This is a genomic window from Mycobacterium sherrisii (genome assembly GCF_002102355.1).
In the GTDB taxonomy this organism is placed as follows: domain Bacteria; phylum Actinomycetota; class Actinomycetes; order Mycobacteriales; family Mycobacteriaceae; genus Mycobacterium; species Mycobacterium sherrisii.
The window spans coordinates 57,700-77,460 of record NZ_LQPT01000070.1 but is presented as its reverse complement, the minus strand read 5'-3'; the positions used below and the strand labels follow the sequence as shown (position 1 = coordinate 77,460).

Sequence of the window (19,761 nt, the reverse complement as noted above, 5' to 3'; positions counted from 1 at the left end):
GCGCCGCTCCTCTTAGCCATTCGAGTCAAGCTGCCCTGCTTATCGTCCGACGGGCATGGCGCCACCCTACCCAAGGCAGACCAAAACGAGAACATGTTTCATTCTCCGGGCGAAAGCACCAGCGCGAGATTGCTGACCAGGAACTCCCGCAGCACCGGCACCGACGTCAGCCACCAGGCCCATCGCGGGTGGTAGCGCGGAAATGCGGCCCGCAGCGCGCCGGTGTGCGCGGCCCAACTCAGTCCGTCCGCGGCCGACACCGCGAACAACGACGACCCGTAGTCGTTTCTGGCGCGATGGCCGTGTTTTCGGGCGTAGCGGGCCGCGGCGCGGGCGCCGCCCAGGTAGTGCGTCAGGCCCATCTCGTGCCCGCCGAACGGGCCCAGCCACACGGTGTAGGACAGCACCGCCAACCCGCCCGGCCGGGTGACGCGCAGCATCTCGGCGCCGAGCTGCCAGGGCCGCGGAACGTGCTCGGCGACGTTGGACGACAGGCAGATGTCGACGGAGTCGTCGGCGAACGGCAGCGCCATGCCCGACGCGCGGACAAGGGTCCGCGTCGTCGGAGCCAGCGCGGGCCCCGCGGCGTGCATTTCGTCTGGGTCGGGTTCGACAGCGAGGTAGCGAACTCCGGCGTCGGCGAATGCTTCGGCGAAATAGCCTGGCCCGCCACCCACGTCGAGCACGGTCCGACCGGTGGGTGGTTCGCCGTGGGCGGCCAGCCACAGGTCGCCGATCATCGCCACGGTGTCGGCCGCCAGCATGCGGTAGAAGCGGGCGGGGTCCGCCTGCTCGTAGCGGAACTCCGATAACAGCCGCACCGACCGCGACAACGTCGCTCGTCGCGCAAACACGTCAGTGACCGCCACCGGCCACACCCTACGTCGGGCAACGGCTAGGCTGACGATGATGTCTGGTCTGCGCTCGGTACTGCTGCTGTGCTGGCGCGACACCGGCCACCCGCAGGGCGGTGGCAGCGAAACGTACTTGCAGCGCATCGGCACGCAACTGGCCGCTTCGGGCGTCGCCGTCACGTTGCGCACTGCCCGCTATCCGGGCTCGCCGCGCCGGGAAGTCGTCGACGGCGTGCAGATCCATCGTGCGGGTGGGCGCTACTCGGTCTATGTATGGGCGCTGCTGGCATTGGCTGCCGCGCGGCTCGGGCTTGGGCCGTTGCGCGCGGTGCGCCCCGACGTGGTGGTGGACGCGCAAAACGGCCTGCCGTTTTGCGCCCGCCTGCTGTTCGGCCGGCGCGTGGTGGTGCTGGTGCACCATTGTCACCGCGAGCAGTGGCCGGTCGCCGGGCCGGTACTCGGCCGGCTGGGCTGGTTCGTCGAGTCGTGGCTGTCGCCGCGGCTGCACCGTCGCAATCAGTACCTGACCGTGTCGCTGCCGTCGGCGCGCGACTTGGTTGCCCTCGGCGTGGACACCGAGCGGATCGCGGTGGTGCGCAACGGACTTGACCAGGCACCGGCCGTTTCGCTGTCCGGCCCGGGTTCGTCGGTGCCGCGGGTGGTGGTGCTCTCGCGGCTGGTGCCGCACAAGCAGATCGAGGACGCGCTGGAGACGGTCGCCGAGCTGCGGCCGCGGTTCGCCGGCCTGCATCTGGACATCGTCGGCGACGGTTGGTGGCGGCAACGGCTCGTCGACCACGCGGGCAGCCTGGGCATCTGCGACGCCGTGACGTTCCACGGGCATGTGGACGATGTGACCAAACACCATCTGCTGCACAGGGCGTGGGTGCACGTGCTGCCGTCACGCAAAGAGGGTTGGGGATTGGCGGTCGTCGAGGCCGCGCAGCATCGGGTGCCCACTGTCGGCTACCGATCCTCGGGCGGCCTGTCCGACTCGATCGTCGACGGTGTCACCGGAATCCTGGTCGACGACCGTGCCGAGTTGGTGGACCGCCTCGACGAACTGCTGCGCGACTCGGTGCTGCGCGATCAGCTCGGCGCCAAGGCGCAGACCCGCAGCGGCGAGTTCTCCTGGACACAAAGCGCGGAGTCGATGCGCGCCGTGCTGCAAGCCGTGAAGGCCGGCGAATTCGTCAGCGGCGTCATCTAAGTCGCGTCTTAGCCCCCCCGGCCCGCCCGTGGCCGCGAAATTTAATCCTCTGCGACGTCTACCGGCGTGTCGTCGCCGTGGTCTAAGTGTCGCGCCGTGGGAGGCTTCGGCGCACCGTGCCGTCGGCGCCGAACCGCGGCGACCAGCGCCCCGCCCGCACCCCCGATCAGCAGCACCAGCCACACCAGATGCGCGATCACGACGGTCTGCCGCCGGGCCGGCGCCACCCCGGCGGCCGGGCCGCCGACCCGGTACAGCGTGATGTGCTCGTCGCGGTAGACCGGGGTGAGCGTGCTCAACGTGTGTGCCGCCGCTCCGAGATCCCCGGCCGTGTCCGCCTCGACGACCAGCCAGCCCACCCCGGCCGGGACCAGTGCGGACGCGTCGACCCCGGACAGCAGCAGCTCCTGTATCGCCCGGGCGCGGTGGCCCTCGCCGGGCACCACCCGGCCCGAGATCGCCAAGTCGCCGGTGGACAGCACCTCGGCGCGCACCCAGCGGGGCAGCGGATCGAGCACCGGGAACGGGCCGGACCACGCGAACCGCCGCATCGAACCGGCCGGTAACACCGCGACCGGCGCGGGTGCGGTGTTGATCCGGGCGGCCACCGCCGCCCAGCCGGGCGGGTAGTGCACCGCCGCCACCTTGCCGCCCACACCCCAGGCCGCATCGGGCAGCACCGCGATCAGCGCGAGGCAGGCGGTCAGTGCCGCGGCGATGTCGGCCGGGGCGGACAGCCACCGGCGCACCGTCACGACCGCCCCCGCCCCGGCCAGCGCGTATCCCGGCATCGCCAGCGCCACCCACTTCTGCCCGTCGCGCAGCACGCCCAGGCCCGGCACGGCATCGACGACCGAGGCCAGCAGGTGCAGTCCGGGACCGGTCGCCAGCGCGGCCGGAAGCAGCACCGCGGCCGTCGCGAGCCCGAGCAGGGGTACGACGGTCCGGTGCCGAAGCACGGTCGGCAGCCCGGCCGCCACCACGCTGAGCAGCACCAGCGTCGACACCGCGGCGAACAGCGTGGCCCGCGAGCTCGGCACGGCTTCGCTGTTCCAAATCCCACCCAGGCCGGCCAGACTGCCCAAGGTGCCCAGCCCGGGCTCGGCGCGCGGCGCGAACGCGACCACCCCGACCGCCGCGTCCGGGGCGGCCAAGGACGCATCGGACGCCGCCACCAGCCATGGCAGCGCCGCCGCCAGCGCGGCGCCCAGGACCGCCGCGACACACAGCCACCGCCGGCCAACGCCCGGGCCCACCGCGCAGACCAGGCCCACGGTCGCGGCGAGCATCAGCCCGGTCGGCGTCAGCCCGGCCAGGGCGATCCAGAACGCCAACGCGAACCACCCGGTGGACTGCGAGCGCAGCCGCAGCACCGCCGTCGCAACCCAGGGCAGACAGCCGTAGCCGACCAGCAAGCTCCAGTGCCCCTGCAAAAGCCGTTCGGCCACATAGGGATTCCAAATCGCCAGGGTCGCCGCGACGAACTGACCCGACAGGCCCGCACCCGGCAGGGCGGTCGCGACGAGCCGCGCCGCCCCCCAACCCGCCAGCCACAATCCCAGGACCAGCAGCGCTTTGACCACCACACCGCCGTCGATCAGCTGTGAGGCCAGGGCCACCGCGAAATCCTGCGGCGTCGCCCGCGGCGGGGCCGTCAAGCCCAGAGCGGTGTCCGATAGGTAGGAGCGTGGCGTCGACACCGCGTCGCGCAACAACAGGTATCCCGGGCGCAGCAGCGGACCGGTCACCAGCAAGCTCAGCAGCAGCGCGTAGGCGGGGAGCGCCCACGACGCCGCCCGGCGCTGTGGTGCGGTCACCGTCGGCCCGACCGCGGGCTAGTCCCGATCGGGTGGGCCGGCTTCGGGCGGGGTCGGCTCGGGCGGCTCGCCGGGCAGCGGCTCGGGGCCGGGCGGATCGTCACGCGATTCCGAGCGTTGGGTCGGCAGCTTCTCGGTCTCCGCCTCGGCGCCGGGCACCCGTTCCTCGAGGCCGCTGCGGCCGAAGAACTCTTCGTCGCCGCGGTCCAGGCCCGGATCGGTCAGCGCGCTCTCGGTGCGCAGGCTGAACGACGCCAGCACGGCGCCGCCGATCAGCGCGATCAGGCCGACCGCGGTGAAGGTGATCGGCAGGACCCGTGACCACAGCGCGAGCCGATCGCGCTCATCGCGGGCAGCGTTGACCTGAGATTCGACGGTGTCCTCGTTGGACGTGACCTTGTAATCGGTCAGCGTCACCTCGGGCTTGAGCGGGTCCCGGGCGTAGTAGTGGTTGGCGTGCTCGGTCTGCTTGACGATGGTGCCCGAGACCGGGTCCACCCAGAACGTCCGTTGCGCCGCGTAGTAGCGGGTCATGGTGATCTGCTCGGCCGGATCGCCGCCCTGGATGCCCCACATCGCCGCGGAGGTGGTCACCTTGCCGTCTTCGTCGCCGGCGTACAGCGACGGGTATTTCACCGGCGCCACCAGCTTGCCGTCGGCGCCGTAGCCGATGTTCTGCGTGAACTTGTAGGTGGTCAGGCCGTTGACGTCCTCTTCGTCGTCGAAGTTGACGTCGTAGGTCTTCTGCGCAACGGCGTCGAAGTACGGATAGGTCTTTTTCTCGGTGTGGAACGGGAACCGGTAGGACAGGCCGTCGTGGCGCACCGGGATCGAGGTGGGCGGGTTCTCGTCGTTCATCGTGCGTGGCTTCTGTACGGCGCCGCCCGTATGGGTGTCGTCGGAGACGGCCAGCGCGGTCTTGCGGTTGAGGGTGACGGTGTCGACTAACGCCAGCAGCAGCCCGGTGTCCTTTTGCTTATCGGTGCGGCGCAGCGTGCTGCCGACCTGCAGCGTGACGACGTCGGCGTTGGCCGGCGACTCGACGCTGACCTGCTGCTGGGAGACCAGCGGCACGTTTTGGTTGACGACGACGTGGTCACCCGACAGCGACGCCATGTCGATTGCGGTTCCGGCGCCGTCGCTGACCAGCGTGGCGTCGATGTTCAGCGGGATCTTTGCGATGCGGCTGGTCGTGTAGGTCGACAACAACAGCGCGGCGATCAGCAGGGCGGCACCGAGTCCGATGATTCCGCATGCGGCGAACCGCAACATAACCGCTCGGTTCACGTTGCCGTGCCCTCCTAAGTGCTCTAGGCAAACCCGTTTGACCCTAACAGCACTACCCATTTCGGCCGGCAAGACAGCGCAGGCAGACTGGGATCGTGACCGAGGGCCAGCAGGTGGGCGGAACCCGCAGCTTCCTCCCTGCCGTCGAGGGTATGCGTGCGTGCGCGGCCATGGGCGTGGTCGTCACGCATGTGGCCTTTCAGACCGGGCATTCCAGCGGCGTCGACGGCAGGGTGTTCGGCCGCTTCGACCTCGCCGTGGCGGTGTTTTTCGCGCTGTCCGGATTCCTGCTGTGGCGGGGCCACGCCGGCGCCGCGCGGGGCCTGACGCCACCCCCGCCGACCGGTCACTACTTGCGGTCGCGGGTGGTGCGCATCATGCCGGCCTATTTGGTGGCGGTGGTCGTGATCCTCACCCTGCTGCCCGACGCGGATCACGCCAGCCCGACGGTGTGGCTGGCAAACCTGACCCTCACCCAGATCTATGTGCCGCTGACTCTGACCGGCGGCCTGACCCAGATGTGGAGCCTGTCGGTCGAGGTCACTTTCTATCTGGCGCTGCCGATCCTCGCGCTACTGGCTCGGCGCTTGCCGGTGCGCGGGCGGGTGCCGGTGATCGCCGCGCTGGCCGTGCTCAGCTGGGGGTGGGCCTGGCTGCCGTTGTTCACCGGGCAATCGGCGTCCGGCAACCCGCTGAATTGGCCGCCGGCGTTTTTCTCCTGGTTCGCCGCGGGGATGCTGCTCGCCGAATGGGTGCACGCCCCCGTCGGGGCGGCCCATCGGCTGGCGCGGCGGCGGTGGCTGATGGCCGGCATCGCGCTGCTGGGCTTCGCGGTGGCGGCCTCCCCGCTGGCGGGCCCGGAGGGACTGGCGCAGGGCAGCGCGGCGCAGTTCGCGGTCAAGACGTCGATGGGCGCGCTGGTCGCGTTCGCGTTGGTCGCGCCGTTGGTGCTGGACCGCCCCGACACCGGTCACCGGGTGTTGGGCAACGTCGGGCTGGTGACGCTCGGCCGCTGGTCCTACGGCCTGTTCATTTGGCACCTGGCCGCGCTGGCCATGGTGTTCCCGGTCATCGGAACCTTCCCGTTCACTGGCAACATGCCGACGGTACTGGTGCTGACGCTCGTCTTCGGGTTCGCGATCGCGGCGGTGAGCTACGCGCTCGTCGAGGCGCCGTGCCGGCAGGCATTGCGGCGGTGGGAACACCTCGAGCGGCCGGCCGTCAGCGCTGCAGTGCTCGACGCCGAGGCCGACGCGATCGCGCCCTAACCGGTGCGGTCCATCCACTGCTCCAGCGCCTGCGCCGAGGGCAGGGCGATGGCTTGCTCGATCTTGGCGAACAGATCGGTTCCGTACTCGACGGCGGACTTGACGAAGTTGCCGAGCGCTGCGAGGTGGATCCCGTCGGTGAGCAGGTAGGCGCTCTCGCCGACCACGCTGACGTGGCTAGGTTGCGCGGTCTCACGCACAAAAGCCTTGGGCCAGTGGTTGTCCCGGTTCCAGTCGTTGACCAGTTCCATCAGCCGCGCGCGCTCTCCGGCGTGGTAGTAGCCGGCCGGGCTGACCGTGATCTCCAAAATGTCGGGCCGCACACCGTTGATCCGCAGAACCACATGCAGCTTGCCCCGCTCGACGTTGGACAGCACCAGCAGAAACTCCTGCCCGTCGTCGCTGCGGAAAAACCGCAACCGGCGCGACCGCAGATATCGCTCGATCAGCTCGCTGCTCAATGGCTCGATCTTCATGGTCCCTCTCCATCAATCGACCCGATGGTGCGACGGGTGCCTTGGAGGATCCTTGGTGTGCCGTCGACCGGTGCGGGTCAGCTCGCCTCGGCAGTCGACAGCCGCGCGATGATCTCGGCCCGCACCGCCGAGCGCCGGGCTTTGCCGGCGTCGTCGCGCAGTGGCGTGTCGACGAATTCGACGAAGTCCGGGGTGGGCGGCACCTTGTACCCCGCGAGGTGCTCGCGCAGAAACTCCTGCACCCCCGCGCCGTCCAGGGTGGAGTTTTCGCTCGTCTGCACCAGGGCGTAGGGCACCTGGCCCAGGTCGCCGCCGTTCGGGTCGGGAACCCCGACGACCAAGCAGGACAGCACATCCGGATGCGCCGACAGCGCGTTCTCGATTTCCGCGGGATACACGTTGCGGCCCCCGACGGTGAACATGTCGACCCGCCGGTCCGACAGATACAAGAAGCCGTCGTCGTCGAAATAGCCCAGATCGCCCAGCGAGTCCCAGCCGTCGCGGGTCTTGGCCGTGGCGCCGACGTAGCGGTAGGTCGGCGCGCTGCCGGGGCTGGGACGCATGTAGATCTCGCCGATCACGCCCGGCGGACACGGGTTGCCGTCGTCGTCGAGCACCTTCATCTCACCGGCGACGACCACGCCCACCGAACCGCGGTGGGTCAGCCACTGATCACCGGAGATGAACGTCAGCGCCTGTAATTCGGTGCCGCCGTAGAGTTCCCATACTTTTTCCGGGCCCAGCAGGTCGATCCAGGCCTGCTTGATGGTGGGCGGGCACGGCGCGGCCAGATGCCAGAACCGCCGAATCGACGAGAGGTCGTAGGCCGTCGGGTTGGCGTGATAGACGGGCAGCGTCCGCTGCATGATCGTCGGCACCACCGTCAGGAACGTCACCCGGTGGTCGGTGACCAGTTGCAGGAACCGGTGCGGATCGAACCGGCTCATCAGCACCAGGTGATGGCGCATCAGCAGCGCGATGGTGGCAGCGGTGAACCCGGTGTTGTGCGACAGCGGCACGGGCACCAGGGTGACGTCACCCTCCTGAGCTCCCAGCGGATAGCCGATGGCCGGCGGTATCCGGCTTCCAAAGTGTGGGCCGCCGGACTCGATGAGTTTGGGCCGCCCCGTGCTGCCGCCCGAGCCCATCGCTTTCCACACCGGCGACACCGCCTCCGGCAACGCGGCGTCGGACAGCGCCGGATCGGGTGTGAAACCCGTTGGAACGCAGGATAAGTCGGGATGCTCCCGACCCACCAGCAAGGCCGGCGGTCGCAGCTGAAGCAGGCCCGCCAACTCGGCGGCCGGTAACCGCGCGGACAGCGGCTGGGGTACGGCGCCGAGTTTCCAGCACGCCACGACGGCCTGGATCCACTCGACGGAGTTGGGCAGCACAATCGTCACGTAGTCGCCGACGCCCACCCCGCGCTCGGCGTAGGCGCGGGCCAGCCGGTTGGTTGAGGCGTCGAGTTCGGCGCGCGTGAGGGTCAGGCCGTCGCAGGTGACGGCGGGCTCGTCCGGCGCGAGCGCGGCCAGCGCCGAAATTTGCGTCCCGATCGGGGCAACGGGCTCACCCTCGGTCATTTAGTAGGCGCCCGTCCGCTCGAAGATGCGCCGCGGATTGTCGACCAGCATGGCGTGTAATTGCTCGTCGGTGACGCCGCGCTCCTTGAGCGCCGGGATGACGTCGTTGTGAATGTGCAGGTAGTGCCAGTTGGGTGCGATCTGTGGCACCAACTCTTCGGGCAGCGCGTCGAAGTAGCAGTTGGCGTCGTGGGAGAGCACCATCTTGTCGGCGTGCCCGCGCTCGCACATCTGCGCCACGATCTTCACCCGCTCCTCGAACGGCGAGATCACGTCCAGACCGAACCGGTCCATCCCGAGGTAGGAGCCGGCCGCGATCAGCTCCTCGAGGTAGCCGACGTCGGTGCTGTCACCGGAATGCCCGATGACCACCCGGCTCAGATCGACCCCTTCCTCTTCGAAGATCTTCTGCTGTTCCAGCCCGCGGCGTAGCCCGGCGTGGGTGTGCGTGGAGATCGGCACCCCGGTGCGCTTGTGCGCCCGGGCGACGGCGCGCAGCACCCGCTCGACACCGGGAGTGATGCCCGGCTCGTCGGTTGCGCACTTGAGTATTCCCGCCTTGACGCCGGTGTCGGCGATGCCCTGCTCGATGTCGCGGACGAACATCTCGGTCATGATCTCCGGACCGTCGAGCATGCCGCCGGGGCCCTCGTAGTGGAACCGGAACGGGACGTCGTTGTAGGTGTAAAGGCCGGTCGCCACAACGATATTCAGCTCCGTGGCGGCCGCGACGCGCGCGATGCGCGGAATGTAGCGGCCCAGGCCGATCACGGTGAGGTCGACGATGGTGTCCACCCCACGAGCCTTCAACTCATCGAGCCGGGCGATCGCGTCGGCCACCCGTTGTTCCTCGTCGCCCCAGGCTTCGGGGTAATTCTGGGCGATCTCCGTGGTCATGATGAACACGTGCTCGTGCATCAGGGTCACGCCGAGATCGGCCGTGTCGATGGCACCGCGCGCAGTATTGAGTTCGGACACGTCGCTGATGCTAGGCCGCAGCGCACCCGAGCAACAGGGTGTTTTTCCGGCGCGGCCGGCGGCCCCATCGGAGGCGTCGCCGTCAGTCCGTTTTGCGCACGACTTCGAGCCACTCCGTCAACTCGGGCGAGGTAGTCAGCAGCTGCAATCCGGAGGTGTCGAATTCGCGCCTGAGTTCCTCCACCGTGAGGACCTCGAGATGGAAGCACTGCCGCAGCTCTGAACCGTCGACGATGAGCGCGTATTCTCCCTCGACGACCCCGTCGAGGTCGCTGTGCACCGTGACACGAGCCGCCACGTCGCCGATCACTTTGTGTTCCGTCCAGCCTGAGGTCCGCGTGGCCCAATAAGACGGCGGCTTCCACTGGATGATGGCCTTGCCCGTCGGGGCGAGGTGGTGCTCGATCGTCGCCAACACCGCTCGCCTAAGGGCGATGCCGGGGTAATGAATGAGGTTGGTCGGCAACAGGACTGTATCGAACCGTTGCGTCAGGCGCAGGTCCTCGATGCGGGCGCGTACCGTCCGCGCGTGCCGAACTTCGGCGAGCATGTAGGCCGAGTCGTCGACGGCGGTGACGTGATGACCCAGTTGTGTCAGCGGGTCGGCGATTCGTCCGGTGCCGGCGCCGAGTTCGAGCACGGTGCTCCGCGGTCGCAGCAGGGCGTGAATCTGCTCCGGCTCGCCCGTCGGGGGCAGGCGGCGGTAGAGCTCGATCAAGCTTCCGTCGGCGGTGCGCTCTGTTCCGGTGGCGTGCTGGCAGTAGCACTGCGCCGTAACCGTTCTCATGTCGGATCGTCCCCTCTAGGCGAGTTCGTAGAAGCTTGGCCCGTCCAGGTAGCGCAGCGTCCAGAGATCGCGAGCCACCACTTCGCCGACCTCGTGTGCGAGCGTGACAAAGATCGGATAGGTCAGGTCATTGGTGGTAAGAGGCAGTTGTTCGCCCGGGTTCACCCGGATGGTCATGTCGTGGAAACTGGCCAGTTCCTTGATGGCCTCCACGTTGCGGTAGCCGGTCAACGTGCCCTCGCGGGGGGCGACCATGACCGTTCGGGCGACATGCTGGTGCAGGCGATACGGCTGCCCGCTGCGTTGGGCGAATCGCTCGGGCCGCATGTAGGCGTCCACCATCCATTCGATCTGCGACTGGCCGGTGGCCAACCGTGCACTGGCAGGAAGGTTGGCGCCGGCTATCCGTGCTCCCACTTCGACCAGGCACGGCCCATCGGCCGTCATCTTGATCTCGGCATGCGCCGCACCATGTCGGATGCCCAGGGCGTCAAGCACGGCGAACGCGTAACCGACCAGTTGGTCTTGCACTTCGCCGGTCGCCGGCAGCATTCGCCAGGCCACCAGCAGGTCGGGGACGCCATTTGCGTTGATCCGATGGGACTCCCAGATATCGCACAGCTGGTGTGTTCCATCGCAGCTGACCGTGTCGACCGTGTATTCCGCACCCACCAAGCACTCCTGGGCTACGACACCGTCGTTGTGCTCGGACAGCACGTTCCGCCGGCGGTCGAGGTGTCGAAAGGCCTGCACGGCGTCCTCGGGGCTGCGGCACCAGGTGACGCCGTCGTTGCCGGCACTGCGCAATGGTTTGAGAACGATGGTGCCGCCAATTTCGTTGTGCCAGTTGCGGAGTTGATCTTCGTCAACAACCACGATCTGGCGGGCTCCGCGTAGACCTTGCTCTTTGATCCGCTCGATCATCAGATACTTGTCGCGCCGGGCGGCGCTCAACGCCGTTCCGTTGGTCGGCGCGCCGGTGATCGGATGGAGGGCTTCGCTCAGCGCGTCGGCCAGCTCCACTCCAGGCTCGGTTCCGGCCACCACCGCGACCGGCCGAAAGGGCAACAGCGCGGTCAACGTCGCGGACAAGTCGCCGCGGTGCACTATGTCCACCTCGTACGGGTAGTGATCCGGCAGACCACGTAACGCTTGCGGTACCTCAGGACCGCTTTGCACGCGCAGCGGGATGTAGCCGGCGCGACGGAAGTCCTCGGCCAACTCGGTGCCGATGGACGCGTAGGTATCGACCAATACGACATGTCGGGTGGCGGTGTTGTGTTGGTGGTGCACGTCTCTGTCTCTTTTCAATCAGTACGCGGCCAGCTCTTCGAGTTCGTGCTCGCGAGTTGGCAACAGGAACGCCCGTTGGCAGGTGAGAAACACCGTGCCGTCCGCCTTTATCCCACGGGTGGCACAGCTGACAATGCCCTGATTCGGCCGGGACTCCGACAGGCGCTTGTCCAAATACTCGGTCTCGGCGTAAATGGTGTCTCCGACGAACACCGGGGCGACGAGACGGATGTTGTCCCACCCCAGGTTGGCCAGCCCCTTAGCGCTGGTGCTGGGAACGCTCATGCCCGACACGATCGACAACGTAACCAGGCTCGACACCAAAGGCCGCTGCCATTCTGTCTTTTCGCAATAGGCGTTGTCGATGTGCAACGGATGCAGGTTATGCGACAGCAGCGACATCCAGATGTTGTCCGCCTCGGTCAGCGTGCGGCCCGGACGGTGCTCGACGATTGCGCCGATCTCTACGTCTTCGAACACCAAACCGCGTGATTCTCGCCAGCGTCGATCACCAACCTTCGTGTAGGCACGGACCTCATGCATGAGTCATCCAAATAGCAGTTGTGTCAACGGCGTTCGCCTTTTCCAGTAGACGTCGCGCCGCGGCGACCATGGGCGGACCGACCATTTGCCCGTCCAGGACACCGATCTGCCCGGACTGTCCGTGCGCCATCTCGATGACGCGTTGGGCTCGTTCTACCTCTGCGGGCAACGGCGTGAAGCTGTCGTTGATCACCGGCACCTGGCGGGGGTGCACAGCGGCCTTGCCGGCGAAGCCGAGCTCGCGCGCACGGTTCACGTCGATCTTGAGGGCCAGGTCGTCGCCGAGGTCGAAGGTGGGCGCGTCGATCGCCGGGATGCCGGCCACGGCGGCCGCAGTGACGATGCGTGAGCGGGCATAGAGCAACGGTTCCCATTCCATTGATATGCCGAGATCGGCCGCGAAGTCGGCGGCTCCGAACACCAGTGCACGTACACGCGTTGTGGCGGTTGCGATTTCCTCAACCGCAGCCAGGCCGGCCGCGGTTTCGATCGTCGCCAGAAGGTCGACATCCGCAAGTTCGTCGCCCAGCATGTCCTCCAGGATCAGTAAATCGTGCGCGCAGTTGACCTTTGGTACCAGCAGCGCGTCGGGCTTGATGGCGCCGTAAACCAGCGCGAGGATGTCGTGTAGGCCGTCGGCGGTGCGCAGGCTGTTGATCCGCAAGGCGCGGAAGTGCCCGGTCGATGGTCTTGCGAATATCCGAGACGCGTGGTGACGAGCCGCTGCGCGCTGAGCGGGCGGCACGGCATCCTCGAGATCCAGGGTGCATATGTCGGCGCCGGATCGCAAAGCCGTCTGGTAGCGCCGCGGACTGGTGGCGCTCGTCATCAGCATGGTACGAAACGCGTTGTGCTGCACGGGCTGTAGCTTGTTCATCCTCAGACACCAACCAGTTCTCGTGATTCCGGCGCCATTAGTTCGTGAAGAGTCCCGGCGAATTGGCGGATATCCTCGGGGTCGTTGTCTGACCGCAGCATGATTCGCAGCCCCGCGTGTCCCCTGGCGGTGACCGGGAAAAAGACCGCGGAGGTGTAGTAGCCGCGCTCCATGATTTCTCGGGACAGGTCGACTGCTTTGGTGTCATCACCGATCTCGATCACCCGGATCGGGGTATCCAGGCCAGCCTGCGGGGTGGCGATCAGGCTGTCGAACAAGGCGGCATTTTGCCGCAGTTGTTGCTGCCGCACCGCGAGCTGGGCTGAATTGTGCACCCGCAGGGAACCCAGGCAGGCGCCGATCGTTGGTGCGTTGGCCGGCTTGGACCAGGCCAGCGGCCCGCCGAATCGCATCAGAATGTCGTAATGCTTCTCGGGACCCAACATGATGACCCCGCCGCTGGCGCCGTAGGCCTTTCCGAGCGAGGCGACGATGACGGTCAGCGGGTTGAGCTGCGCGGGCATCATGGAGCGCACGATTCCTTCGCCCCGTGCGCCGTACATCGACAACGAGTGGGCCTCGTCGAAGAAGAGGAACAGGCCGTAGCGATCCTGCAACTCCATCAGCTCTTTGACCGGCGCGACCCCACCGAGCGAGTAGGCGCCGTCGGCGATGTAGGCAACCCGCTTGTGCTTCTTGCACATGTCTTCGAGGTAGTTCAGGTCGTTGTGCGGGCTGGTGTAGACGGGTGCCTCGTCGGCGCAGATGGGCTTGACGTAGTTCAGCGAGAAGTGGGCATGCTTGTCGAAGACCATGACGCGCGGTTCCCCGTCGTCGGTCAGGTGCCCCGACGCGATCAGGGGCAATACCGCGGAACTGGCCACCGCCGTGGAGATCGCGGAGATGCAGCGAGCCCGGTACAACGCCGAGAGTCCGGCTTCGAGCTCGTCGATGATGGAGAACCGGATCCGCAGCCGTGAGGCCGACAGTGCGAACGTCTGCTCGGAATCGATTGCCGCACGGGCGCCTTCCAGTACCCATGGGTGTGAGTGCAGTCCGAGGTACGAGCACGAAATCATGTTGATGAAACGGTGGCCATCGCTCTGCCGCTCCAGCCGATCGTTGCCGATGTAACGAACGCTGTTGTCCAGCAGCTTGTTATCGGCTGCGGCCTGCCATGCGGGATTGCCGATGGCGACGGCCTTGGCATTGTGTTGGAATCGGTGGATCTGGGGCGCGGCATTCATCGACAGTCTCCTCGAAACAGGTTTCGGTAACGCGGGTTTCGCGTGGCCGACAGCCGTTCCTTGAACGGTTTCCGTTCGAAGGATCCGTGTCTAACGATGGCCACCGTGGTTTTTCAACACGTTGCAGAGTAGGGAGATCCGCAACCGGGGGCTATCCGCCGATCGGTTCTCGGTGGGATGAATCTCGTTCCCCCAATCGGGGGACACCCGATTCATCCTCGGCGGTGGCTAGTTGACCGACAGACGTCGCCGCCTGCGCAAGGCACTCTTATCGACATGCCGAGCACCGCTGTGGTGATGACCTGATGCCCTGGCTCGCCCTTCTCACCGGCAACGGGCTGCACGCCGTGATCACGGCACTGTTGGGGTTATCGATGATCACCGTCGCGGACAGCCTGGTGATCTTGGCGATCGCCGCGGCGGCGTGCGCGGTGCTCGGAGCCGTCGCGACGCGCAGGGGCCTTTCCGATTCTTCGACCACCGGGTCTACCAGGCGCAGCTTCGGCTGGCTGAATCTGTGGACCGCGCTGACGTTCGTCGCCTTTTTCTGCGGGGTGGCGGTCTACAGCGCGGTGGTTGTCTTCACGCTGGCCGCCTCGGTGGCCCCCCTCGCGGTGACGGCCTGGTCGGCCCTGCGGGCGCGGCGCAGCCAGGCTCCGACGCGGCCGGGGTTCGCTCAATGGTCGGCGGTATGTCTGTTGGCGGCGCTGGGCGCCTCGTTGGTGGTGGCACTGGCCGGGTCGGATCCGCGCGGGATCGGGGCGTTGCTGGTCGCGGCGGCCCTCGGCGTTGTCGACGGCGCCGCCGGCGGCGGCGTTGCCGTCGTTTCGCGCGACTTGGGGACCGGCGGGGTCGGCGTGTGGCAGGTGATGGCACATCGTTACTACGGCACCGTCGCGGTGGCTGCTTTCGCCTTGCTGGTGCTGGTTCCGTCCGGTGTGCTCGCCGCGCCCAGTTTGCCGTTGAGCACCTCGGTCGCAGCCGCGTTCGCCTCCCTGGTGGTGCCGTTCTTGTTGATGCAGTACGCCATTCAGCGGTTGGCGCCGGTGCTCGTCACCGCGGCGCTGGCACTGGTACCGGTCATCGCGCTGTTCGTTGAGGTCGCGGCCGGGCGGCCGGTGAACTGGCCGGCCATATTGCTCGGGGTGCTGATCGTGCCGGCCAGCCTCGCGATATTTGCCACCCGAGCCCAACACGCATAAATCGACGATTCGTTGGCAGTACCGTCGACGTTGCGGCCACGCTGGTGATCTACCGTCAAGCCGCCTGGACCGTCCGAACCGCGGGAGACCACCATGTTGCTCAATCCGAATCATTTGCAACGCCGCTACCCTGACCGTCGCTCGGCGGAGATCATGGCCGCGACCGTGGACTTCTTCGAGTCCCGGGGCAAGGCGCGGCTGAAGTCCGACGACCACGAACGCCGGTGGTACTCCGAATTCCTCGATCACATCGGCCGGGAGCACATCTTCGCCTCGCTGCTGACGCCCTCGCAATACGGCACCTCGGCCGAGGTGGCCTGCCGCTGGGACACCTACCGGATCAGTGAGTTCGCCGAAATCGTGGGCTTCTACGGGTTGAACTACTGGTACCCATTCCAGGTCACCGCGCTTGGCCTCGGGCCGATATGGATGAGCGCCAACGAGGACGCCAAACGCAAGGCCGCCGCGCAGCTTCAGGCCGGCGAGGTGTTCGGCTTCGGCCTGTCCGAGCAGTCCCACGGCGCCGACGTCTACCAGACCGACATGGTGCTGCGGCCCGACGGCGACGGCGGCTGGACGGCCAACGGCGAGAAGTACTACATCGGCAACGCCAACGTCGCGCGGATGGTGTCGACCTTCGGCAAGATCGCCGGATCCTCGCCGAAGGACGACGAGTACGTCTTCTTCGTCGCCGACTCCCAGCACGATCGCTACGACCTGATCAAGAACGTCGTCAACTCGCAGAACTTCGTCGCCAACTATGCGCTGCGCGATTACCCGGTCGGCGAGGCCGACCTGTTGCACCGCGGCCCGGACGCCTTTCACGCCGCGCTCAACACGGTCAACGTGTGCAAGTACAACCTCGGCTGGGGTGCGGTCGGCATGTGCACCCACGCCATGTACGAGGCGGTCACTCACGCGTCCAACCGGCACCTGTACGGAACGGTCGTCACCGACTTCAGCCACGTGCGGCGGCTGCTCACCGACGCCTACGTGCGGTTGATCGCGATGCGGCTGGTGGCCAGCCGGGCCTGCGACTACATGCGGAGCGCGTCGGCGAACGATCGCCGCTATCTGCTGTACAGCCCGCTGACCAAGGCGAAGATCACCAGCGAAGGCGAACGGGTGATCACCGCACTCTGGGACGTCATCGCCGCCAAGGGCGTCGAAAAGGACACCATTTTCGAGGCTATGGCCCGGGAAATCGGTTTGCTGCCAAGGCTTGAGGGCACCATGCACATCAACATCGGATTGCTCGGCAAGTTCATGCCCAACTACCTGTTCGCGCCGAACGCCGATCTGCCGCTGATCGACCGTCGCGACGACGCGGCCGATGATGCGTTCCTGTTCGCCCAGGGGCCGACCGGTGGGCTGGGCAAGGTGCGCTTCCACGATTGGCGCGCGTCGTTCGACAGCTATGCGCACCTGCCCAACGTGGCGCTGCTGCGCGGCCAGATCGACGTGCTGGCCGAGATGCTGGCCAGCGCCACCCCGGATGCCGCGCAGCAGAAGGACATCGACTTCGCGTTCGGGGTGGGACAGTTGTTCGCCACGGTGCCCTATGCCCAGCTGATCCTGGAGGAGGCGCCGCTGTCCGGGTTGGACCAACGGGGAGCCGAGGCCCTGATCGACGAGATCTTCGCCGTGCTGGTGCGCGACTTCAACGGTTATGCCGTTGAGCTGCACGACAAATCAGCCACCACCGATGAACAAGCCCGATTCGCCACGCGCATGGTCCGCCGCCCGGTCCACGACCCGGTGCGCTACGACCAGATCTGGAAAGAACACATCGAGCCGATCAACGGCGCCTACCAGATGCGGCCATAGGACTTGCGACCGTCAGCCGAACGTCAGTCGGGAATCCTGTCGAAGGTGTCGGGGTGGGGACCGGTGCGACCCGGCTCGCCACGGTCGAGGCTACTGATGGAATCCATCTGCTCGGGACTGAGCGCGAAGTCGAAGATATTGAAATTGGACTCCATGCGTTCGCGGTGCACCGATTTCGGGATGACGATGTAACCGCTTTGGATATGCCAACGCAGCACCACCTGTGCCGGCGTCTTGCCGTGCGTCTCGGCGATCCGAGTGATCAGTGCGTCGCCGAGGACCCGCCCTTGCGCGATCGGCGACCAAGCCTCTGTCGCAATCTGGTGCTGGCGGAGGTGGGTGACCACCTGCTGGTTGGTGAAGTACGGGTGCAGCTCGATCTGGTTCACCGCGGGCACGGTGGGCGACGCCTCGACGAGCCGCCGCAGGTGCGGGACCTGGAAGTTCGACACGCCGACGCTGCGTGCCCGGCCGTCCTTGGCGAACTCCTCCAACACATTCCAGGTGGAGACGAAGTCGCCGTCATACCGAGTGGGCAAGGGCCAGTGGATGAGAAACAGGTCGACGTGATCCGTGTCGAGAGCGGTCAACGTGGCGTCGAAGGCGCGCCGTGCGTCGTCGGGGCGGTGATGTGCATTGTTGAGTTTGCTGGTGATGAACACCTCGTCGCGGTCTAGTCCCGCATCCCGGATGCCTTGGCCGACTTCGCGCTCGTTGCCGTACATCTGTGCGGTGTCGATGTGGCGGTAGCCCACCGCAAGAGCAGACTGCACCGCCGCGGCGGTCTGCTCCGGTGGAATTTGGAACACACCGAAACCCAGTTGAGGGATCGTGTTGCCGTCATTGAGCGTGATCGACGGGATCGGGTTCATTTGCTTGCTCTCCTATCTCGGACGTGCGCTGCGGGTCGTACCCGCGCCGAACCGCACGTCCGGCGGGTCGCGCCCTGTTACTTGTCGGCTTACTTGTCGGCAGGGTTGAGTGCGCAGAACACCAAGCCGGCCGCAACGCCGGCAATCAGTTCTGGCACCAGATAGATCAGGGTCGACCAGCCGAGCAGCCCCATCGCCGCTCCGCCCAAAACGACGGCGGGGTTGAATGCACCGCCCGAAATGTCACCCACGCTCACCGCACCAACGAGGACGGTGAAACCGATCGCCAGCCCATAGAAGGAGTTGGACGGATGGTCCTTGCTGGTTGCCACATTGAGCACCACATAGGCCAGCGCGAACGTGAACAGGAACTCGACGACAAGCGCGCTCGTCATGGCGTGGCCGGGCGGGGTAAACGGGTGAGCGTCCGAAGCGCTGATCGAGGCGCCGACGACGACCGCGGCGAGTAGGCCCGCGCACAACTGCGCGCTCCAATAGCCGGCCGCATCACCCGCGCCGATCCTGCGACGGACGAACGCGGCCATCGTCACGGCCGGGTTGTAGTGGCCGCCGGAAATGTGGCCGCCCGCGTAGACCATCACCATGAGCACCGCGCCGATTGCGAGCGGGGCAAGCGGGTTGGTGGTGCGAGAGCTGGCACCGACGGTGAACACGAGGAAGAACGTTCCGATGAACTCGGTCACCAATTTGCGCGCCGTTGACTGGCCGCGCGTAGTCGAGCTGGACGGGGGTTTCGAGGACACGTGAGAGGCAGCGGCCATGACCATTCCAATAGGATACTGAACGTTTAGTTTCCAAACTAAAGCAAGTGCCGCGGCTTTTGAACCGTCAAAGTTATGACGTCGGTCTCATAGTGGTCCGTAGGTGGTCCGTAGGTGCTCTCAGTAGGCCAACCCGCGCATGGCCGTTTCCACGATCGCGTCCGCGCTGGCGTCGTCCAGGGGGGCGTGGCCGGCGACCAGGCGGTACATCACCGGGCCGAAAATCAAGTCGATCGCCACCTCGGGGTCGATATCGGGGCGGAGTTCACCGCGCGCGACACCGCGATCCCAGATCGCACGGACCAGCTTGCGACGGGATCCCACGAGGTAGTCGCGCAATTGCGCACGGACCTGCGGGTCGAATTGCGCCTCACCGACCAGTTGGGCATACGCTCGGCCGCTGTCGCTGGTGTAGAAGCGGGTCATGCCCCGCACCGCAAGGCGAAAATCGTCGAGCGCCGACCCGGTGTCGTGATCGGCCGACTCGACCGACATCTCCGTCAGAAAGGCCTCGACGGCCAGGGCGTACTTGTTCGGCCACCACTTGTAAATCGTCGCCTTGCTCGCCCCGCTGCGAGTGGCGATCTCCTCGGTGGTCATGGCTCGCAAGCCGACCTCGTGCATCAGCTCCGACGTCGCCCGCAGCACGGCGGCTTGCGACTCCTGGCTGCGCGGTCGGCCAGGACGGGCCCGCGGCTGATCCAAAGTGATCTGGCACCTCTTCTGCCAATTACCGAAAACTACGTCAAAGAGTCAAAGAGATGTTGACGATTGTGGTTGCTTGACCACCCGTCGCTCTTATTGCACCCGCGGTGCATGCCCACCCGCGGCGCAACCCCTTGACTGTGTCGCGCATCA

General features: G+C 66.7%; 18 protein-coding genes. 4 read left to right on the top strand and 14 right to left on the bottom strand.

Translation table 11 applies throughout. From position 1 onward, the window contains the following. Positions 1 to 98: 98 nt before the first annotated feature. Positions 99 to 869: a class I SAM-dependent methyltransferase gene (locus AWC25_RS11510; protein WP_085166837.1), complete on the bottom strand. Its 771-nt coding sequence runs from the start codon at positions 867 to 869 to the stop codon at positions 99 to 101. A gap of 40 nt (positions 870 to 909) precedes the next feature. Between AWC25_RS11510 and AWC25_RS11505 the strand changes: the two genes are divergently transcribed. After that, positions 910 to 2,064 (top strand): glycosyltransferase family 4 protein, encoded by a 1,155-nt coding sequence (locus AWC25_RS11505; protein ID WP_069399975.1) that lies wholly within the window; start codon positions 910 to 912, stop codon positions 2,062 to 2,064. A 41-nt stretch (positions 2,065 to 2,105) separates the two neighbouring features. Here the strand turns inward: AWC25_RS11505 and AWC25_RS11500 are convergent, their stop codons facing one another. Together AWC25_RS11500 and pgfA are read right to left on the bottom strand one after the other, a co-directional pair. Continuing rightward, on the bottom strand, positions 2,106 to 3,881 hold the full coding sequence (locus AWC25_RS11500) for an MmpA family trehalose lipid delivery protein (protein WP_069399906.1): 1,776 nt from the start codon (positions 3,879 to 3,881) through the stop codon (positions 2,106 to 2,108). A gap of 18 nt (positions 3,882 to 3,899) precedes the next feature. Next, entirely contained in the window at positions 3,900 to 5,168 is a 1,269-nt protein-coding gene (gene pgfA, locus AWC25_RS11495) for a cell envelope lipid trafficking protein PgfA (protein ID WP_158089741.1), read from the bottom strand. Between the two features lie 152 nt (positions 5,169 to 5,320). Here pgfA and AWC25_RS11490 point away from each other — a divergent pair, with 152 nt between their 5' ends. Beyond that, positions 5,321 to 6,436: an acyltransferase family protein gene (locus AWC25_RS11490; protein WP_084229269.1), complete on the top strand. Its 1,116-nt coding sequence runs from the start codon at positions 5,321 to 5,323 to the stop codon at positions 6,434 to 6,436. On the opposite strand, the gene AWC25_RS11485 is transcribed toward AWC25_RS11490, so the two are convergent. The 8 genes from AWC25_RS11485 to AWC25_RS11450 all read right to left on the bottom strand — a co-directional run bounded on the left by AWC25_RS11485 (position 6,433) and on the right by AWC25_RS11450 (position 14,220). Continuing rightward, positions 6,433 to 6,912, bottom strand: coding sequence for a YbjN domain-containing protein (locus tag AWC25_RS11485; RefSeq protein WP_069399909.1), 480 nt, complete (start codon positions 6,910 to 6,912; stop codon positions 6,433 to 6,435). The genes AWC25_RS11490 and AWC25_RS11485 overlap by 4 nt on opposite strands. A 77-nt stretch (positions 6,913 to 6,989) precedes the next feature. Then, positions 6,990 to 8,495: an AMP-binding protein gene (locus tag AWC25_RS11480; RefSeq protein WP_069399910.1), complete on the bottom strand. Its 1,506-nt coding sequence runs from the start codon at positions 8,493 to 8,495 to the stop codon at positions 6,990 to 6,992. Further along, the gene (locus AWC25_RS11475) at positions 8,496 to 9,473 is read right to left on the bottom strand and encodes a phosphotriesterase family protein (protein WP_069399911.1); all 978 of its coding nucleotides are present in this window, start codon (positions 9,471 to 9,473) and stop codon (positions 8,496 to 8,498) included. 82 nt (positions 9,474 to 9,555) lie between these two features. Then, positions 9,556 to 10,260 carry a class I SAM-dependent methyltransferase gene (locus tag AWC25_RS11470; RefSeq protein WP_069399912.1) on the bottom strand — a complete coding sequence of 235 codons (705 nt, stop codon included), beginning with the start codon at positions 10,258 to 10,260 and terminating at the stop codon, positions 9,556 to 9,558. Positions 10,261 to 10,275: 15 nt separating this feature from the next. Next, the gene (locus tag AWC25_RS11465) at positions 10,276 to 11,553 is read right to left on the bottom strand and encodes an ATP-grasp domain-containing protein (RefSeq protein WP_084229265.1); all 1,278 of its coding nucleotides are present in this window, start codon (positions 11,551 to 11,553) and stop codon (positions 10,276 to 10,278) included. Positions 11,554 to 11,571: 18 nt separating this feature from the next. Continuing rightward, the gene (locus AWC25_RS11460; protein WP_069399913.1) at positions 11,572 to 12,096 is read right to left on the bottom strand and encodes a MaoC/PaaZ C-terminal domain-containing protein; all 525 of its coding nucleotides are present in this window, start codon (positions 12,094 to 12,096) and stop codon (positions 11,572 to 11,574) included. Continuing rightward, on the bottom strand, positions 12,089 to 12,955 hold the full coding sequence (locus AWC25_RS11455) for an HpcH/HpaI aldolase/citrate lyase family protein (protein WP_158089740.1): 867 nt from the start codon (positions 12,953 to 12,955) through the stop codon (positions 12,089 to 12,091). The genes AWC25_RS11460 and AWC25_RS11455 overlap by 8 nt, the downstream gene beginning before the upstream one ends. Positions 12,956 to 12,975: 20 nt before the next feature. Further along, positions 12,976 to 14,220 (bottom strand): aminotransferase class I/II-fold pyridoxal phosphate-dependent enzyme, encoded by a 1,245-nt coding sequence (locus AWC25_RS11450; protein WP_069399915.1) that lies wholly within the window; start codon positions 14,218 to 14,220, stop codon positions 12,976 to 12,978. A gap of 305 nt (positions 14,221 to 14,525) precedes the next feature. On the opposite strand from AWC25_RS11450, the gene AWC25_RS11445 reads away from it, so the two are divergent. Together AWC25_RS11445 and AWC25_RS11440 are read left to right on the top strand one after the other, a co-directional pair. Then, entirely contained in the window at positions 14,526 to 15,422 is an 897-nt protein-coding gene (locus tag AWC25_RS11445; protein ID WP_069399916.1) for a hypothetical protein, read from the top strand. A 93-nt stretch (positions 15,423 to 15,515) separates the two neighbouring features. Continuing rightward, complete coding sequence (locus AWC25_RS11440) at positions 15,516 to 17,249, top strand: acyl-CoA dehydrogenase family protein (RefSeq protein ID WP_085166803.1); 1,734 nt, start codon at positions 15,516 to 15,518, stop codon at positions 17,247 to 17,249. Positions 17,250 to 17,272: 23 nt separating this feature from the next. On the opposite strand, the gene AWC25_RS11435 is transcribed toward AWC25_RS11440, so the two are convergent. The 3 genes from AWC25_RS11435 to AWC25_RS11425 all read right to left on the bottom strand — a co-directional run bounded on the left by AWC25_RS11435 (position 17,273) and on the right by AWC25_RS11425 (position 19,608). Then, positions 17,273 to 18,121 carry an aldo/keto reductase gene (locus AWC25_RS11435; protein WP_069399918.1) on the bottom strand — a complete coding sequence of 283 codons (849 nt, stop codon included), beginning with the start codon at positions 18,119 to 18,121 and terminating at the stop codon, positions 17,273 to 17,275. A gap of 89 nt (positions 18,122 to 18,210) precedes the next feature. After that, positions 18,211 to 18,825, bottom strand: coding sequence for an MIP/aquaporin family protein (locus tag AWC25_RS11430; protein ID WP_232326963.1), 615 nt, complete (start codon positions 18,823 to 18,825; stop codon positions 18,211 to 18,213). A gap of 198 nt (positions 18,826 to 19,023) precedes the next feature. Next, positions 19,024 to 19,608 carry a TetR/AcrR family transcriptional regulator gene (locus AWC25_RS11425; protein ID WP_232326964.1) on the bottom strand — a complete coding sequence of 195 codons (585 nt, stop codon included), beginning with the start codon at positions 19,606 to 19,608 and terminating at the stop codon, positions 19,024 to 19,026. Positions 19,609 to 19,761: the final 153 nt, after the last annotated feature.

Coding starts and splice junctions, on each gene's coding strand:
- AWC25_RS11505 (WP_069399975.1), top strand. CDS start 910: ATGTCTGGTCTGCGCTCGGTACTGCTGCTGTGCTGGCGCGACACCGGC.
- AWC25_RS11490 (WP_084229269.1), top strand. CDS start 5,321: ATGCGTGCGTGCGCGGCCATGGGCGTGGTCGTCACGCATGTGGCCTTT.
- AWC25_RS11485 (WP_069399909.1), bottom strand. CDS start 6,912: ATGAAGATCGAGCCATTGAGCAGCGAGCTGATCGAGCGATATCTGCGG.
- AWC25_RS11480 (WP_069399910.1), bottom strand. CDS start 8,495: ATGACCGAGGGTGAGCCCGTTGCCCCGATCGGGACGCAAATTTCGGCG.
- AWC25_RS11470 (WP_069399912.1), bottom strand. CDS start 10,260: ATGAGAACGGTTACGGCGCAGTGCTACTGCCAGCACGCCACCGGAACA.
- AWC25_RS11460 (WP_069399913.1), bottom strand. CDS start 12,096: ATGCATGAGGTCCGTGCCTACACGAAGGTTGGTGATCGACGCTGGCGA.
- AWC25_RS11450 (WP_069399915.1), bottom strand. CDS start 14,220: ATGAATGCCGCGCCCCAGATCCACCGATTCCAACACAATGCCAAGGCC.
- AWC25_RS11445 (WP_069399916.1), top strand. CDS start 14,526: ATGCCCTGGCTCGCCCTTCTCACCGGCAACGGGCTGCACGCCGTGATC.
- AWC25_RS11440 (WP_085166803.1), top strand. CDS start 15,516: ATGTTGCTCAATCCGAATCATTTGCAACGCCGCTACCCTGACCGTCGC.
- AWC25_RS11435 (WP_069399918.1), bottom strand. CDS start 18,121: ATGAACCCGATCCCGTCGATCACGCTCAATGACGGCAACACGATCCCT.